Here is a 16,276-nt window from a genome sequence, read left to right as displayed (position 1 = left end):
TTTCATGCAATGATGAGCTTGCCTTCCGGGTGCCGGTACAATTCCTTCTCGGTGCCGGGTCCAAGCGCGTATGCCAGCGTTAAAGGTCCAAGCCTGCCTGCGAACATCGTTACTGAGAGCAGAATTCTGCCGATGTCGCTAAGATCAGGCGTCAGTCCCGTCGACAACCCGACGGTTCCGAACGCGGAGACCGTTTCGAACAAGATGCGGATGAATGCCGCATCCTCGGTAGTGGACAGCACCATGGCGACGATGATGACAAGCCCCAGTCCCATCATGGTAACCGTAACCGCTTTGAACACACGGTCCGGCGCCAACCGGTGATGGAACAGAACGATGTCCTGTTTACCGCGGCTCATTGCTTTCACACATCCGAACAGAGTAGCCAGGGTGGTGATCTTGATGCCTCCGGCCGTTGAACCCGGTCCGGCACCGATAAACATGAGGATGATAAGGAAAAACTGAGAGGCTTGCCGCAATTCGGCAAGATCCAGCGTGTTCGCACCGGCGGTTCGCGGCGTTACGGACTGAAATAGAGAAGCAAGAATTTTTCCTCTCCAATTCAGCGGTTCAAGTGTATTGGTGAATTCGAAGGTGAAAATAACGAGCGCTCCGATGAGAATAAGAAAGCCGGTCATCGCCAGCACCACCTTGGAATGCAAGGAAAGCTTCTTCCCGAATTTTCTATGTTCCCATACTTCTTTCATAACGACAAAACCGATGCCGCCCAAAATAATCAATGCCATAGAGACCATATTGACGAAAGGATCGTCCACATAGGGAGTCAGGCTCCGGTATTCTCCGAACACATCGAAGCCGGCGTTATTGAAGAATGATACGGCATGGAACAACCCGAAATAGGCGGCTTGTCCAAGAGGCATATCGAATGCCCACCGTATGGTAAAGAGGAGCGCGCCGACAGCTTCAATCGTAACAGAGAAAACAATCACCTGTCGGATCAACCGGACGATCCCTTCCATGTTCTGCTGTCCCATCGCCTCCTGAAGTACCATGCGTTCCCGTAATGAGATGCGTTTGCCCAGCATAAGGGCGATGAGAGTGGCCATCGTCATAAATCCGAGTCCGCCCATCTGTATGAGCATAAGCAGGATGAGCTGCCCCGTGACGGAAAAATAAGTTCCCGTATCGACGACGACCAGGCCGGTCACGCATGTCGCGGAGGTTGCCGTAAAAATTGCATCGATATAACGCAGGGCGGATCCATCTTTCGATGCAAACGGTTGGGATAATAATACAGCGCCAAGCACAATAATAAGCGCAAAACCGCAGACAAGAATTCTCGGCGGCGACAGTCTCAGCCGATTAAAAAAGTTAGCCAGCAAGAATCATCACCTCGCAGAGTCGGCCGCTCGTATTTGCATGATGAATAGACTTCCCAACATTTACAAATCGGATTCAGTAACGAATATACAGATTTAGAAGGGGCGACTAGTATGGCGGTTAGCCAGTTTGCGGTGATCGGATTGGGCAGGTTCGGATCGAGTGTAGCGAGACAGATCGCCGGGTTAGGCCATGAAGTTCTTGGCGTAGATAAGAATGTCCAGGTTGTGGACGATATGAACCAGTATCTGACTCACACGGTCGTCGCCGACACCACAGATGAAGAGGCGCTGCGATCGATTGGCATTCGCAATATAGACTGTGTGGTCGTGGCGATCGGCGACGACATCCAAGCCAGCATTCTGACCTCGATCATTCTTAAAGATTTGGGGGTCAAAAAGGTTGTGGCGAAAGCACTGTCGCCTCTGCATGGGAAAGTGCTGAAAAGAATCGGCGTCGATCGCGTGATCTATCCTGAACGGGACATGGGAGTGCGCGTTGCCAACCAACTGGTTTCACCGAATTTATTGGATTACATCGAGCTTTCGAAGGATTACACCATAGCGGAGATCTCGGTAACGAGGGAGATTGCCGGCCATTCCTTGATGCAGTTGGATACGCGCGCCCGTTACGGCTGTACCATTGTAGCGATCAACAAACCGGACGATGTGGTGATCGCTCCTACAGCGGAGGATATTCTTGAGGAGGACGACGTCATGGTCGTCATCGGAACGAATGAACAGATTGACCGGTTCGAGAGAGGCATTACATAAGGGAATGTAGAAAAGCATCCTTACATATAGAAAGCAGGGAGACCCATTCTCGGGCTCCCTGCTTTTTTCATCTCAAAATCATATGAAATCATTGCCAAATAAATATACGTCGTGCTGATGAATATATATTGTGTATTATATACTAATGATTTATATTTATGATGTAATATATATAGGGGAGGGGACAATCATTTGCGGATCGGACTTAGCGGAAGCGGAAGAATAGGGCGGCTTTTTATTCGAAAGGCGTTCTCCGAGCAGGATTCGAAGCTCGAAATCACAGTGATCAATTCCCTTGCCAAGCTCCCGGTTTTGGCGCATTTACTGAAGTTCGACACCGTTCATGGTTATTGGGATGCTGAAATCATCGCGGAAGAGGATGCGCTGGTGATTAATGGCCGGCGGGTGCCTGTAATATCTGAACCGCTGCCCGACAAAATTCCGTGGCAGCATTATGGTGTATCGATCGTCGTGGATGCAACCGGCAAGTTTAACGACCGGCAAGGCGCTCAGCAGCATTTGTCGGCAGGTGCCGAACGGGTGATCATAACCGCGCCGGGACGCGGCATGGATCTCACCGTCGTTATGGGAGTCAATGAAGAGGCATACGATCCATCCTCTCATTACTTGCTGTCGGCAGCATCCTGTACCACGAACTGTCTGGCTCCTGTGCTGCACATCATGGATCAGGCTTTCGGTGTCGAGCACGGATGGATGACAACGGTTCATTCTTTTACGAACGATCAGAATCATTTGGATAATTCCCATAAGGACTTAAGGCGGGCCAGATCCTGCACACAGTCGATCATTCCCACAACAACCGGTGTCAGCAAAGCTTTGTCCGGTATATTGCCGCATTTGGCGGATCGGGTTCAAGGTCAGTCGATTCGCGTCCCTACGGTGAACGTCTCATTGCTGGACCTTCAGCTTGACCTTCAGAAACCTGGAGTATCGGCAGACGATGTCCGTCATGCCATTCGCACCGCAATCGCCGGACCTATGGGCAAGTATGTCGACTACACGGACCTCCCGCTGGTGTCGGTTGATTATGTCGGGAATAGCAAATCGGCTGTTGTAGACGGCTTAAGCCTCACTGTACATGGTCAAGGGGTCAAATTGCTGGCATGGTACGACAATGAATGGGCTTATACATGCAGAGTGTATGATTTGGCGCATTACGTGGCGCATAAAGAGTTACAAATTAAGGAGGCTGATTCTGAGTGGAACAAACAAACGGTGTTATCCTAGAGTCCAAACCGCTGCCTGACTTGGGCGCCGTGATCTGCAAAAACTGCGGCAATGTTATGTTCACGCTTCCTACTAACGGTGTCAAGACAATATACGGCGTGTGCAAAGACAATTGCCAGCCCAACGAAGGAGAGTGACGGATTCGTGTCGTTGAAGCAGGTTTATTCTTTTACGGAAGGCAATGCACAGATGAAGTCGACTCTCGGAGGGAAAGGCGCCAACCTCGCGGAAATGACCAGGAGAGGTCTGCCGGTCCCTCCCGGCTTTACCATTTCAACGGATGCTTGTTTGGCTTATTTCCAGAGTGGGAACCAGATCACCGCCGAGCTGGAAGCCGGCATCCATATGGCTTTGAGTGAGCTGGAGCAGAAAACCGGACTTGTGCTAGGAAACCCTGAACGCCCGCTGCTCGTATCCGTACGCTCCGGATCGGTCAATTCCATGCCGGGCATGATGGATACCATTCTGAATTTAGGTTTGAACGACGAGACGGCAGAGGCTTTATCGAACCTTACGGGTAAGCCCGCATTCGCTTTCGATTGTTACAGACGTTTCATTCAAATGTTCGGCAATGTGGTGCTCGGTATTGAGTCTCACTATTTCGAATCGCTTCTGATCAAATTAAAACGCAAACACGGATGGAGTAACGATCAGGAAGTGACGGCGGACGGTTGGAAGCAGCTCATCGGTGATTACAAGCAGTGCATCAAACGAATGGCTCCCATCGATTTTCCGCAGGATGTAAAAGAACAATTGCGGATGGCCGTGGAGGCTGTATTCCGCTCTTGGAATAATGAGAGAGCAAAAGTATACCGGAAAATTCACCAGATCCCGGATAGTCAAGGAACCGCGGTTAACGTTCAAATCATGGTGTTCGGCAACAAAGGCGCGGACTGCGGAACCGGAGTCGTCTTTACCCGGAATCCGTCCACAGGCGAGAAGCGATTGTTCGGAGAGTATTTGACCAATGCGCAAGGCGAAGATGTGGTTGCAGGAGTCAGAACACCGCTGCCCATTTCGGCTTTGGCAGACGAAATGCCCGACGTTTATAACCAGCTTGTCCAAAGTGCCGAACAGCTTGAACTCCATTATAAAGATATGCAAGATATCGAATTTACCGTGGAACACGGAAAGCTGTACTTGCTGCAGACGCGAAACGGCAAAAGGAACGCGCAAGCTGCCTTGAAAATTGCTGTAGATCTTGTAAAAGAAGGCATATTGACCAAAGAAGAGTCCCTTCAGCGAATCGAAGTCTCCCATCTCGATCAGCTTCTGCATCGCGGCTTGGATGAGGATGCTGTAACGGAGCTTCTCGGCACGGGACTGCCGGCTTCTCCCGGAGCTGCGGTGGGTCAGGTGGTGTTCGATGCCGATACGGCCGTCGAATGGTCCCAGTCAGGAAAGAAGGTCATTCTAGCCAGACCGGAAACGACACCTGAGGATATCCATGGATTGCTCGTCTCGGAAGCGGTCATCACAAGCCGCGGCGGAATGACCAGCCATGCGGCGGTAGTCGCCCGCGGAATGGGCAAGCCCTGCATCTCCGGCTGCGAAGAGGCGCGTATTGTCCCGGACGATAAGAAATTCACGATTGGTCAGCGGACGATAGAAGAAGGAGACTGGGTTACCGTGGACGGCGCTAGCGGGCGGTTCTTCGCCGGCATCGTTCCGCTCAAGGAAGCGGAAATGACACCGGAGCTGCTCCAAATGCTCGTCTGGGCGGATGAAGTCCGCGATCTCAAGGTTTACGCCAACGCGGATAATCCGCAGGATGCCGAGATCGCGCGCAAGTTCGGCGCGGAAGGCATCGGTCTCTGCCGTACGGAGCATATGTTTTTCGCGCCTGAGAGGCTTGCCGTCATTCAGCGCATGATCTTGGCTGACCGGACGGAAGCTCGCATCGAGGCGCTTCAGGAGCTGCTTCCGATGCAGCGGTCCGATTTTGAAGGCATTTTCCGGCAAATGGCAGGACTTCCGGTCACCATTCGTCTGCTGGATCCGCCGCTCCATGAATTTCTGCCGAAGCTGCCGGAGCTTGAACATCGTCTTGCGCAGATTGCAAGTGACGCGGGAGCGGCAGCGGAAGAGACTGAGCTTCGCCGAATGATCCGCAAAGTACATGAGCTTCATGAATCGAATCCGATGCTTGGGCACAGGGGATGCAGACTGGGAATCGTATATCCTGAGATTTATGAAATGCAGGTTGAAGCGATATTCCAAGCGGCAGCTGCCGTTATGGATGAAGGAACAAGCGTCTATCCGGAGGTCATGATTCCGCTGGTCGGCCACGCCGGCGAGCTGCAAGTGCTTCGAAGCTTGGTTGACGATGTTGGGCAGCGAATATTGGGCACGCATAAAGGCAAATGCGCGTACAAGGTAGGAACGATGATTGAAGTTCCTCGGGCGGCGCTTACCGCTAAGCAGATTGCTCCGTACGCGGATTTCTTTTCCTTCGGAACGAACGATCTGACGCAAATGACGCTAGGTTACAGCCGTGATGATGCTGAAGGAAAGTTTCTATCGCACTATCTGGACCAGAAGCTTCTTCCGCACAATCCGTTCGAGGTATTGGATACCGAAGGGGTCGGGCAATTGGTGGAAATGGCCGTTACGAACGGCAGAGCCGTGAAGCCGCAGCTGAAAACGGGAATCTGCGGTGAACACGGCGGAGATCAGGAGTCCATCTTCTTCTGCCACCAGATCGGATTGGATTATGTCAGCTGTTCACCGTATCGTATTCCGCTGGCCCGAATTGCGGCTGCACAAGCATCCGTGGTGCACGGAAGCCGTTCTGTAGAGAAGCCGTTAGATCTACAAGTTATTTAACATATTAACCTTTCACTGCAGGCGGAGGCGTTGTCGCTCCGCCTTTTGGCGTGAAAACTTGACATAGGGTCAAAATCTTGTTCTGATATCTATACGGTCGCATTACGGACTACTGTATAGGGAGGACACTATGACCGATTCCAATCTGCACAATGATGTCACGGATGTGTTAAAGCGTCCTCTTTCCGACCTCAGAATCTCTGTTACGGATCGATGTAATTTTCGCTGCAGCTACTGCATGCCCGCTGAAATTTTCGGCCCGGATTTCCCTTTTCTAGAACAATCCAAGCTGCTGAGCTTTGAAGAGATTTGTAGATTGATTACCTTATGCGTACCGCTTGGCGTACGAAAAATCAGAATCACCGGAGGCGAGCCGCTATTAAGGCCGAATCTGGACAGACTGATCGGGATGGTCGGCGAAATCGAGGGCATCTCGGACATCGCTGTCACAACAAACGGTTCGCTGCTTCCCGGGCTGGCTCACAAATTGCGTAAAGCAGGACTCAAGAGAATAAGCGTGAGTCTGGACAGCCTGAATAACGAACGGTTTGGTCTCATGAACGGGCGAGGTTTCCCGGTACAGAAAGTTCTTGACGGGATCGAGGCTGCCGCCGATGCGGGGATGAAGATTAAGGTCAATATGGTTGTACGCAAGGGCGTTAACGATCAGGACGTTGTACCGATGGCGGAATACTTCTATGAAAAAGGTCATGTACTCCGCTTTATCGAATATATGGATGTGGGCAACGCGAACGGCTGGAGGCTGGATCAGGTTGTTCCATCCCAAGAAATCGTGGACGCCATACATCGCATCCGCCCGCTGGAACCCGTACATGCCAATTATTACGGTGAAGTGGCCACAAGGTACCGCTACATAGGAAGTGACAAAGAGATCGGGCTTATTTCTTCAGTAACACAAGCATTTTGCTCGACATGCACCCGGGCGAGAGTGTCCGCAGAAGGTAAATTGTACACCTGCTTATTCGCTTCCAAAGGCCATGATCTGCGTTCGCATTTGCGTTCGGAGATGAGCGACGCACAGTTAAGCAGCCATATTGCCGGGTTTTGGCAATCACGTGATGACAAATACTCCGAGGAACGTTTGAAAGAAATGCCACAGAGGGATAATCGCAAAGAAGAGATGTTCCGGATGGGCGGTTAATCCTTATTCTTTCTAATATTAGGAGGCTTGAACATGTCCAATGTAACCAAAGGCAGCTACAGCATTATTTTGCGGATGGAAATATCACAAGGAATTTCGTTCTTCGAGATCGCTTCCAAGATTAACGAAACCGGTGGAGACATCATTGCAGTGGACATGATCAGTGCTTCCAAGGACTCCAACGTACGCGACGTTACTGTGAACGTATTCGATGAAACTCATCAAGAGCGGCTGGTGAAATGTATTGCGGATGATCCCGGCGTTCGCTTGGTGAACGTCTCGGATCAAACGTTTCTGCTCCACCTTGGCGGCAAAATCGAGACGAAGCTTAAAGTTCCGGTTAAAAACAGGGACGACTTATCAAGAGTTTACACCCCTGGTGTGGCCCGCGTGTGTATGGCCATTCACGAGGATCCGTCGAAGGCTTACTCCTTGACCATTAAACGCAACACCGTTGCCGTCATCTCGGATGGCACCGCCGTGCTCGGCCTCGGTAATATCGGTCCTTACGGAGCGATGCCGGTAATGGAAGGGAAGGCGATGCTGTTCAAGGAGATGGCGGATCTGGACTCTTTCCCCATTTGCCTGGATACGACGGACACCGAAGAGATCATACGTATCATTAAGGCGATTGCGCCTGCTTTCGGCGGCATTAATCTGGAGGATATCGCGTCTCCCCGGTGTTTTGAAATCGAGGAAAGATTAAAGAAGGAATTGGACATTCCGGTGTTTCACGACGATCAACACGGGACTGCCGTTGTGATGCTGGCCGGTTTAATCAATGCGCTGAAGATCGTAGGAAAGCGGATGGAAGACCTCAGGATCGTATTTTCCGGTATCGGCGCAGCCGGCGTTGCTTGTACGAAAATTTTACTCAGTGCCGGTGTTCAGAGCAAGAATATTGTTGGGGTAACACGAGCCGGCGCCATCAATCGTAACGAAACATACGAAAATCCGATTTATAACTGGTATGCTGAGCTTACCAACCCTGAGATCAAGACCGGAACGCTGTCCGATGTTATCCATGGCGCGGATGTATTTATCGGTTTATCAGGGCCGGGTGTTCTTAAGGTAGAAGATTTGAAAAATATGGCCAAGGATCCGATCGTGTTCGCAATGGCCAATCCAACTCCGGAGATCAGCCCTGAAGAGGCTGCACCTTACGTGAAAGTAATGGCGACCGGCCGATCCGATTATCCGAATCAGATCAATAACGTGCTCTGCTTTCCAGGCATCTTCCGCGGTGCGCTCGACTGCCGGGCGACGATGATCAACGAGGAAATGAAGATTGCGGCAGCGAATGCCATTGCCTCCATTATCGGCGAGGATGAGCTGAATGAGCAGTACATCATTCCCAGCGTGTTCAACAGTAAAGTCGTTGAATCGGTCCGGCACCATGTCATTCAGGCTGCTATCGATACAGGAGCGGCACGCAGAATTCCAAGAGATACACAGTAAAGCGAGATGAAGAGGGGACGGCTTTCGGGCTGTCCTCTTTCATTATGTGGAACTTGACAGATTTGCCGGAGGGGGATAGTTTTAGGTATGCACGTCGGGGTACTACTCACAGCAACTATCTAAAAGGAGTCTGCTATGTCAAGTTTCAAAATATATTTCTCATTCGTTAAACCTTATTGGAAGCTGGTTCTATTGACATTAGTGATCGGAATGGTCAAATTCGGAATTCCGCTCACCATGCCGCTTCTGATGAAATATGTCGTGGATGATCTGCTCCTTGCTACACTCCCGTCGGGAGTAAAAGTGGAGAGATTAAGCTATGTGATGCTGGCCGCGTTTGCACTTTTCGTTGTCATAAGGGCGCCGATCGAGTATTTGCGTCAATATTTTGCACAGTTAACCACCAGCAAAATCCTGTATGATCTGCGTAATCACCTCTATGTTCATACTCAGAAGCTGTCTCTCCGGTACTATCATAACCATAAGACCGGCGAGACCATTTCCCGTATGATTAACGATGCAGAAGCGACCAAGAGCATTGTGGAAACCGGGATGATGAACATTTGGCTGGATTTATTCACGCTTACCCTCGCACTCGGGTTCATGTTTCATATGGATTTTGAGCTAACGCTCGTGTCGATCGCGGTGCTGCCTTTCTACGCTTTGTCCGTGAAGAAGCTCTATCGGAAGTTGAAAGCGTTCAGTAAATCAAGATCGCAAGCGCTTGCCGATATGCAAAGCTATCTCCATGAGCGGGTCAACGGGATCGCCGTGACCAAAAGCTTCACACTGGAGGAGAAGGAAGCCGAGAATTTCGCAGGGAAAAACCGTCATTTTCTGCAAAGAGCGTTGGCTTTGACCAAGTGGAATGCAAGGACGAATGCCATTATCAATACCTTAACCGACATCGCTCCATTACTCGTTTTATGTTATGGGGGATACCAGGTTATTCAGGAAAATATTACATTAGGCGCGTTTGTCGCTTTCTTTGCCTTTTTGGATCGACTGTATACACCGCTTCGACGTGTCGTGAATGCCTCGACGGAACTTACGCAAGCAAGCGCTTCGCTGGAACGCGTAATCGAGTTTATGCAAGAGCCTTACGATATTATGGACAGTCCCGGTGCAAAGCCGATCCGCGAAGTGAAAGGCAAGATCGATTTTGATCATGTATTTTTCCGTTATCAGGATGCCGGAGACAATCCGGCCGGCTGGGTGCTGAACGATCTGAAACTCAGTATCCAACCGGGTCAAACGATCGCTTTCGTAGGGATGAGCGGAGGGGGCAAATCTTCGCTGATCAGCTTGATCCCCCGTTTTTACGATATACAGCATGGGAAGATCTCGGTAGACGACACAGATATTCAGGATATTACCGTAAAAAGCTTAAGAAGCCAGATCGGCATGGTGCTGCAGGATAACATCTTGTTCAGCGGCAGTGTGCGTGACAATATATTGTTCGGGAATCCGGATGCAGGACAGGCTGAGATTATTCAAGCTGCAGAAGCCGCTAACGCGCATGATTTCGTGATGAATCTGCCGAACGGCTATGACACGGAGATCGGCGAGCGGGGTGTGAAACTGTCAGGAGGACAGAAGCAGCGAATTGCCATTGCAAGAGTGTTCCTCAAAAATCCGCGCATTTTAGTCCTGGATGAAGCCACCTCGGCACTCGATCTCGAGTCTGAGCATCTTATTCAGGACTCGCTCGAGAGATTGGCCAAAGACAGAACGACGTTAATTGTCGCGCACCGGCTGTCGACGATCACGCACGCCGACCAAATCGTTCTGATCGAGAATGGCGAAATCAAAGAGAAGGGCACTCATGAAGAGCTGATGAGGCTGGATGGCGGATATGCCAGATTGTATAATGTGCAGAATCTGAAGGAAGTTACGGTGTGATCTTATTATGATGACAAAAAGATGGAGTCACCTCAAGGGACTCCATCTTTTTGATATTATCTATTAACGAACATTCGCCGCAACCTTAAGGCGTTTCGATATTTCCTTGAAGTCCTCAGCCGAGATCCCGGGAGCAAATTCTATCGGAGCTTCAGGCGCTTCTGGAATCGGGACACCTTTCGGCACCCCTTGGATAACTTCCAAAGGCATACCGTCTTCCGGGTGAGTGCCTAGCCAGATCTGCGCTATATCGTTGAAATCGTTGTCACTCCAAGTATAGAGCTTTGTGTGAACGCCTTTTTCCTCATATTTTCGTGCTTCGTTAAACGCTTTGTTATTCAGTGAAGGAATCGGGATGAGCTTGGTGACATCCACACCCGTTGTGATTTCCAATGCCTTAGCGTAAGCCACCACATGCACACCGCCCCGTACGAGCAGGAATCCCACAACTTCGCGGGCAGCTGGGTGATCCGTCGTTTGATAAACTTTCATTTTGTGTGTGCGCGCACCGCATTCCAGGAAGAAATTATGAAGCAGGTCCTCGATTAAATTACCGCTGTTGAATACATACTCACCGCTCCACGTTCTGCCCATCGAGTCGATCGGCATAGAGCCCTGTGCGCCGGCAAGGAAAGGGTACGACAGCCGCATATCCTTCAACGGATTGAGAGGAGTGGCGTCCGGAGCGCCTTCTTTGGTATTCAATGTGGACAATTCACCGAACTTACTCCGAGGAGTTCCTGGACAGCGGCAGCGGCATTCGGATCCGGGTTCTGCACTTCCGGAATTTCGATCATAATCTCATCCATACGCTTAAACACTTTTTACATTCCTCCCATAAGATTAGTGGAGTATGTCTTCTCTAGCAGTCACTAATTCTTAAACATAGAAACTGCTTTAAAACGCCAATTGTCAGACTATTTCCGTTTATTAACATGATTTCATGTAAATAGAGGAGAAACCGCTTGGAGCATGAAGAGGGGGTTTATATTCGCTGACTCAGCTTGCGGATTTCATGGCTTTTCCACGTTTATCTAACACATGGCTACCCGTAACCGCATTAACTAACTACAAATTGAAAGGGAGGCGTTTCATCGAAGACAGATCAACATGAACATGAAAGGAGAGTTCAATTTATCATGCTGCAATTGAACGATTGTTCGAATCACAATGAACCCATCCGAAAGCTCGTGCAATCATGAGCCGTTCGTATGGGAATTCTTCGATTGCACGAACGATTGTAGGAGTGTATTTAGGCGACGGATTCATACCGTTAAGAGAAGTTGGACGATACCCTAGACTCAAAAATCTTGTGCAAGCGAATAAAGAAGCAGGCACGACGCTCTTCTTCTTCACCGCAGACGAAGTAGATTTTTCTGAGGAAGAAATCACCGGGATCTATTTCAATGACAAGGAAAAAAAGTGGGATAAGAAATTATTTCCTTTTCCGGACGTCATCTATGTACGGGGAGGAGGAGGTGTAACGGACCAGCTTCTGAAAAAATTCGATGAATTGGGAATCAAAAGAGTCAATCCGATCCGTGCCTTTAATAAGGGTGAGGTATATGAACACTTGTACCAAGTCAAAAACGTTCGGCCGCATTTGCCTCCCAGCGTAAATGTCGATAATAGCAGCGAGATCAAAAATACGATTTTTAAGTATGGAAAAGTGTATGTTAAAGCTCACCGCGGCAGGAAAGGGCTGCAGGTAATGCGCGTTGAAAAATTGCCCAACAACTCCGGTTATCAATACAGTTATTCGATTATAGGCAGATTGGTTCGCGGTAAAGCAAGCAATACGGAGCAATTGCTTAAAAAAATAACGACTTTTTTCGGCGATAAAAAAGTGATCGTTCAGAGGGCGATCGATCTGGTGAAGATCGGAGACAATCGACTTGTCGATTTTCGGGCCGAAGTTCAAAGAAATAGAAACAACGAAATCGATATTGTCGGAATTAACGTGCGAGTAGGCAGGTCCAATGCCCCCATTACAACCCATTCTTCCGCTTATCGGTATGAGGATTATTTGCCGAAGTTATTTCCCCGTTACACCGCCAAACAATTAAAGGTTTTGAAAAAGGATATCAAAGATTTTTTACACAAGGTTTATTCGGGCGTGGAGAAAAAATACGGGAAATTCGGGGAAATCGGCATTGACTTTGCCATTGATACAAAAGGGAAGATTTGGCTTATCGAATGCAATGCTCAATCGGCCAAAGTATCCATTGTAAAAGCGTATGGAGCTAAAGCGCAGCGAGTTTTTTTGAACCCGCTGGAGTATGCCAAGACGATTGCCAAGTCGAACAGAAACCATTCATCCCATCACTACAGCCGAGGTTACCGCAGCAATTGATATAGAACAATAAAAGCTTTTGTCCTATCGCAGGGACAAAAGCTTTTTTCAACTCCTCTTATATTTCATAATTCGATGATACAATGTTTTGTCCTTTAATTTACGGAAGTGGGACATCATTGGAAACCGATTGACTTCAATGATCCATGCATACCCCTTCTTATCAAGGCCCATATCAAATCCGAAAATGCGATGATGCGAATATAACCGGCTTACTTTCTCGGCTGAGCGTATAGCAACCCGTTCTATTTTTGACAACAAACTATGATAGGAATAATCTTTTAATGAAGATTTTCGAAGGGCTTTTTTAAACGACATGATCGTACCGTTACTCCTTTCGATATTGGTAACGATATAACCTTTGCCGGCCACTTTGACTACTATTGCGGTTACTTTCCATACATCGCTGTGGCTTTTTCGTTGTACGATCACCCGAACGTCCATAGGACGGGAGTTAATCGTAGCAAGCGGAATCCGACGTTGAACAAGATACTTTTGAGACCCGATTTTGTCTTTTAAATACTCATAGGCCCGTCCCTTTCCCATTACTTTCTTTTTACTTTCTTTGTGTATCTCGTAAGTCTTTTTATCTATCACGGATACCCTGTAAATTCCTCTTCCACGGCGGCCATCGTCAGGCTTAAGAATCACATCGCCATATTTACCGATAAGCTCCTTTAAGGTGTGTTTATCGAACAGCTCTGTTTCCGGCAAATGACTTCTTATTTTTTCAAACCGTTTCATATGCTTGTACTGCATCCATTTGTGTCTGGTTTTCATGTTCGTCACCTCCTTTTTTAATAAAATATGAATTTTGAAATGATAATGCTTGTACGAATCTCTATCATTTTTTAAAAAATGACTTGGACGCGGCTTTTTATATTAATGTGTCAGCTTGCGGATTTCTCTTAGCTTTCCACGTTTATCTAACACATGGAATTCCCTTGGCGCATTAACTAGTACAAATTCACAGAGGGTATTGTAGTCGTACTCTGATCAACATGCACTTGAGAGGAGAATTCAATTTATCATGCAAGTGAAATACACCACCCATTTGGACGACTTACCTTTTTTGACTGACGGAGAGAGGGCCGCCTTGAGTAAAGTGACCGAGAAATTCGTTTTTCGGCTGAACGATTATTATTTGCGATTGATCGACTGGTCGAATCCGGATGACCCCATCCGAAAGCTCGTGATCCCAAGCACGAATGAGCTTCAGGAATACGGCCGATGGGACGCTTCCGACGAAGTCACGAATTACGTGGTAAAAGGATGCCAGCATAAATACGAAACGACCGCTTTGCTGCTCGTCTCGGAAGTGTGCGGGTCGTATTGCAGATTTTGCTTTCGTAAACGCTTGTTCCGAACGGACGTGAAAGAGGCGATGCCTGACGTCCAAGACGGAATCGAGTATATCGCAAGAACACCTGAAATCAACAATGTTCTTCTTACCGGCGGCGATCCGCTGATCCTGGCGACCAGTAAGATTCGCAATTTGCTAGAAGTCCTAAGATCGATCGAGCATGTCAAAATTATTAGAATCGGGTCCAAAATGCCTGTGTTCAACCCCATGAGAATATATGAAGATGAGCAATTGCTTGATGCGATTCGGACATATTCTACGGCAGAGAAGCGGATCTATATCATGGCGCACGTTAACCATCCCAGAGAAATCACACCGGAAGCCAAAAAATGTTTCAAGGCACTTTACGACGCTGGAGCCATTGTCGTCAATCAAACGCCTGTGCTGCAAGGAATCAATGATGATCCCGCAGTGCTCGGCGAATTGCTTGATAAGCTTTCATGGGCGGGTGTTACTCCTTATTACTTTTTTCATAAACAGACCCGTTGCGGGCAACAGGGGATTCGTGCTTCCGCTTGAAGAAGTCTATCGAATCGTGGAGGAAGCCAAATCCAGAACATCGGGCTTAGGCAAACGCGTGAAGCTGTGCATGAGTCATACGTCCGGTAAAATCGAGATCCTCGCCATCGAGAACGGCAAAGCTTATTTGAAGTATCATCAATCGCGTGACGGGGAGTATGGAAAATTGATGATTTTGGACTGTCCCGGGGAGGCCGCCTGGTTTGACGATTTGCCCGGAAACGAAAAATATTGGAACAAACCGGCCAAGAAGACGACGGAAGTCATATCCGTTAACGAAATGCCGGATATGCCTCAGAAAAAAACAAATGAAAACATGAGGTGAACAGGAATGTACCGTTCAATCACGGCTTCTTCGACTGCACCTCGGCTCGTCGGAGTATATCTAGGCACCAGAACAATGTCTCTAAGTGAGATCAGTAATCATATTAGAATCCGCAAGCTGGTGGAAGCGAACAAGGAGGTCGGTACTTCCCTTGCCTTCTTCAGTTATAAAGAAGTGGATTTGTCCAAGGAGGAATTTACGGGGGCTTCCTTTGACGTCAAGAAAAAAAGTTGGACAAAGCGCTCGTTTCCATTTCCGGATGTCGTGTATGTGCGGGGAAGAGGGGGTAAAACCAAGGATCTTTTGGAAAAATTCGAGTACCTGGGAATCAAAAGAATCAATCCGATCCATGCCTTTAATAAAGGCGAGTTATTCGAGCAATTGATTCAAGACCCCAACGTACGTCATCATCTGCCTCTTACGGTAAGTGTTGAACAAAAGAATGATATCAAAAGCGCGATTCTGAAGTTGGGGAAAGTGTATGTGAAGGCACGCGACGGCAGGAGAGGGCTCCATGTGATGCGCGTTGAAAAATTGTCTAAAAATTCCGGTTATCTATGCACTTATTCCATTCTCGGAAAATTGGTCAGCAAGAAAGCTGACAATATGGAGCACTTGCTTCGTACAATCAGATCTTTTTTCGGTGATAAAAAAGTGGTCGTACAGAAGGCGATCGATTTGGTGACGATCAGCAACAACCGTCTTGTAGATTTTCGGGCCGAAGTACAAAGAAACAAAAAGAGAGAAATCGATATTGTCGGAGTTTGCGCGCGGGCAGGCCAACCCCATTCGCCAATTACAACCCATTCGTCCGCTTATCGGTACGATACTTATCTCCCTAAGCTTTTTCCCCGTTACACCACCAAGCAATTAAATAGTTTGAAACAAAATATCAAGGATTTTTTTACGCAAAATTTATGTGGCTGTGGAGAAAGTATACGGAAAATTCGGAGAAATGGGCATTGACTTTGCAGTGGATAAAGAAGGAAAGTTATGGCTTATCGAA

At 48.4% G+C, this 16,276-nt stretch carries 11 protein-coding genes and 3 pseudogenes; 11 read left to right on the top strand and 3 right to left on the bottom strand.

Annotated elements, in window-relative coordinates; genetic code table 11:
* Positions 1-2: 2 nt before the first annotated feature.
* Complete coding sequence (locus SD71_RS12170; protein WP_041063728.1) at positions 3-1,340, bottom strand: TrkH family potassium uptake protein; 1,338 nt, start codon at positions 1,338-1,340, stop codon at positions 3-5.
* A gap of 114 nt (positions 1,341-1,454) precedes the next feature.
* Between SD71_RS12170 and SD71_RS12165 the strand changes: the two genes are divergently transcribed.
* The 7 genes from SD71_RS12165 (at position 1,455) to SD71_RS12140 (ending at position 10,710) form a co-directional block, all read left to right on the top strand.
* Entirely contained in the window at positions 1,455-2,114 is a 660-nt protein-coding gene (locus SD71_RS12165; protein ID WP_041063570.1) for a potassium channel family protein, read from the top strand.
* Positions 2,115-2,306: 192 nt separating this feature from the next.
* Positions 2,307-3,362, top strand: coding sequence for a type I glyceraldehyde-3-phosphate dehydrogenase (gene gap, locus SD71_RS12160; protein WP_041063568.1), 1,056 nt, complete (start codon positions 2,307-2,309; stop codon positions 3,360-3,362).
* Positions 3,335-3,499, top strand: coding sequence for a GapA-binding peptide SR1P (locus SD71_RS24945; RefSeq protein WP_152619441.1), 165 nt, complete (start codon positions 3,335-3,337; stop codon positions 3,497-3,499). Before gap ends, SD71_RS24945 begins: the two co-directional genes overlap by 28 nt.
* A 7-nt stretch (positions 3,500-3,506) precedes the next feature.
* Positions 3,507-6,188 carry a pyruvate, phosphate dikinase gene (ppdK, locus tag SD71_RS12155; protein WP_041063565.1) on the top strand — a complete coding sequence of 894 codons (2,682 nt, stop codon included), beginning with the start codon at positions 3,507-3,509 and terminating at the stop codon, positions 6,186-6,188.
* Positions 6,189-6,333: 145 nt separating this feature from the next.
* Positions 6,334-7,350 (top strand): GTP 3',8-cyclase MoaA, encoded by a 1,017-nt coding sequence (gene moaA, locus SD71_RS12150; protein ID WP_407637542.1) that lies wholly within the window; start codon positions 6,334-6,336, stop codon positions 7,348-7,350.
* Positions 7,351-7,383: 33 nt separating this feature from the next.
* A complete protein-coding gene (locus tag SD71_RS12145) occupies positions 7,384-8,808 on the top strand; it encodes an NAD-dependent malic enzyme (protein WP_041063560.1) in 1,425 nt (474 codons plus the stop codon).
* 135 nt (positions 8,809-8,943) lie between these two features.
* Positions 8,944-10,710, top strand: a complete 1,767-nt coding sequence (locus tag SD71_RS12140) for an ABC transporter ATP-binding protein (protein ID WP_041063557.1) — start codon at positions 8,944-8,946, stop codon at positions 10,708-10,710.
* A 63-nt stretch (positions 10,711-10,773) separates the two neighbouring features.
* Here the strand turns inward: SD71_RS12140 and SD71_RS12135 are convergent.
* Positions 10,774-11,531: pseudogene (locus tag SD71_RS12135) on the bottom strand (manganese catalase family protein).
* Between the two features lie 377 nt (positions 11,532-11,908).
* On the opposite strand from SD71_RS12135, the gene SD71_RS12130 reads away from it, so the two are divergent.
* Entirely contained in the window at positions 11,909-13,063 is a 1,155-nt protein-coding gene (locus SD71_RS12130; protein WP_082034211.1) for a YheC/YheD family endospore coat-associated protein, read from the top strand.
* 48 nt (positions 13,064-13,111) lie between these two features.
* Here the strand turns inward: SD71_RS12130 and SD71_RS12125 are convergent, their stop codons facing one another.
* Positions 13,112-13,843: a YheC/YheD family protein gene (locus SD71_RS12125; protein ID WP_041063552.1), complete on the bottom strand. Its 732-nt coding sequence runs from the start codon at positions 13,841-13,843 to the stop codon at positions 13,112-13,114.
* 247 nt (positions 13,844-14,090) lie between these two features.
* Between SD71_RS12125 and SD71_RS12120 the strand changes: the two are divergent.
* The 3 genes and pseudogenes from SD71_RS12120 to SD71_RS26215 form a co-directional block, all read left to right on the top strand.
* A pseudogene (locus tag SD71_RS12120) lies at positions 14,091-15,270 on the top strand (KamA family radical SAM protein).
* 6 nt (positions 15,271-15,276) lie between these two features.
* Positions 15,277-16,236 (top strand): YheC/YheD family protein, encoded by a 960-nt coding sequence (locus tag SD71_RS12115; RefSeq protein ID WP_041063549.1) that lies wholly within the window; start codon positions 15,277-15,279, stop codon positions 16,234-16,236.
* A pseudogene (locus SD71_RS26215) lies at positions 16,226-16,273 on the top strand (hypothetical protein); the annotation flags it as partial. The gene SD71_RS12115 and the pseudogene SD71_RS26215, both read left to right, overlap by 11 nt.
* Positions 16,274-16,276: the final 3 nt, after the last annotated feature.

It is taken from the genome of Cohnella kolymensis (assembly GCF_000829465.1).
GTDB classification, from domain to species: domain Bacteria; phylum Bacillota; class Bacilli; order Paenibacillales; family Paenibacillaceae; genus Cohnella; species Cohnella kolymensis.
The sequence above is the reverse complement of the archived record's forward strand: the minus strand, read 5'-3'. Positions and strand labels throughout refer to the sequence as shown.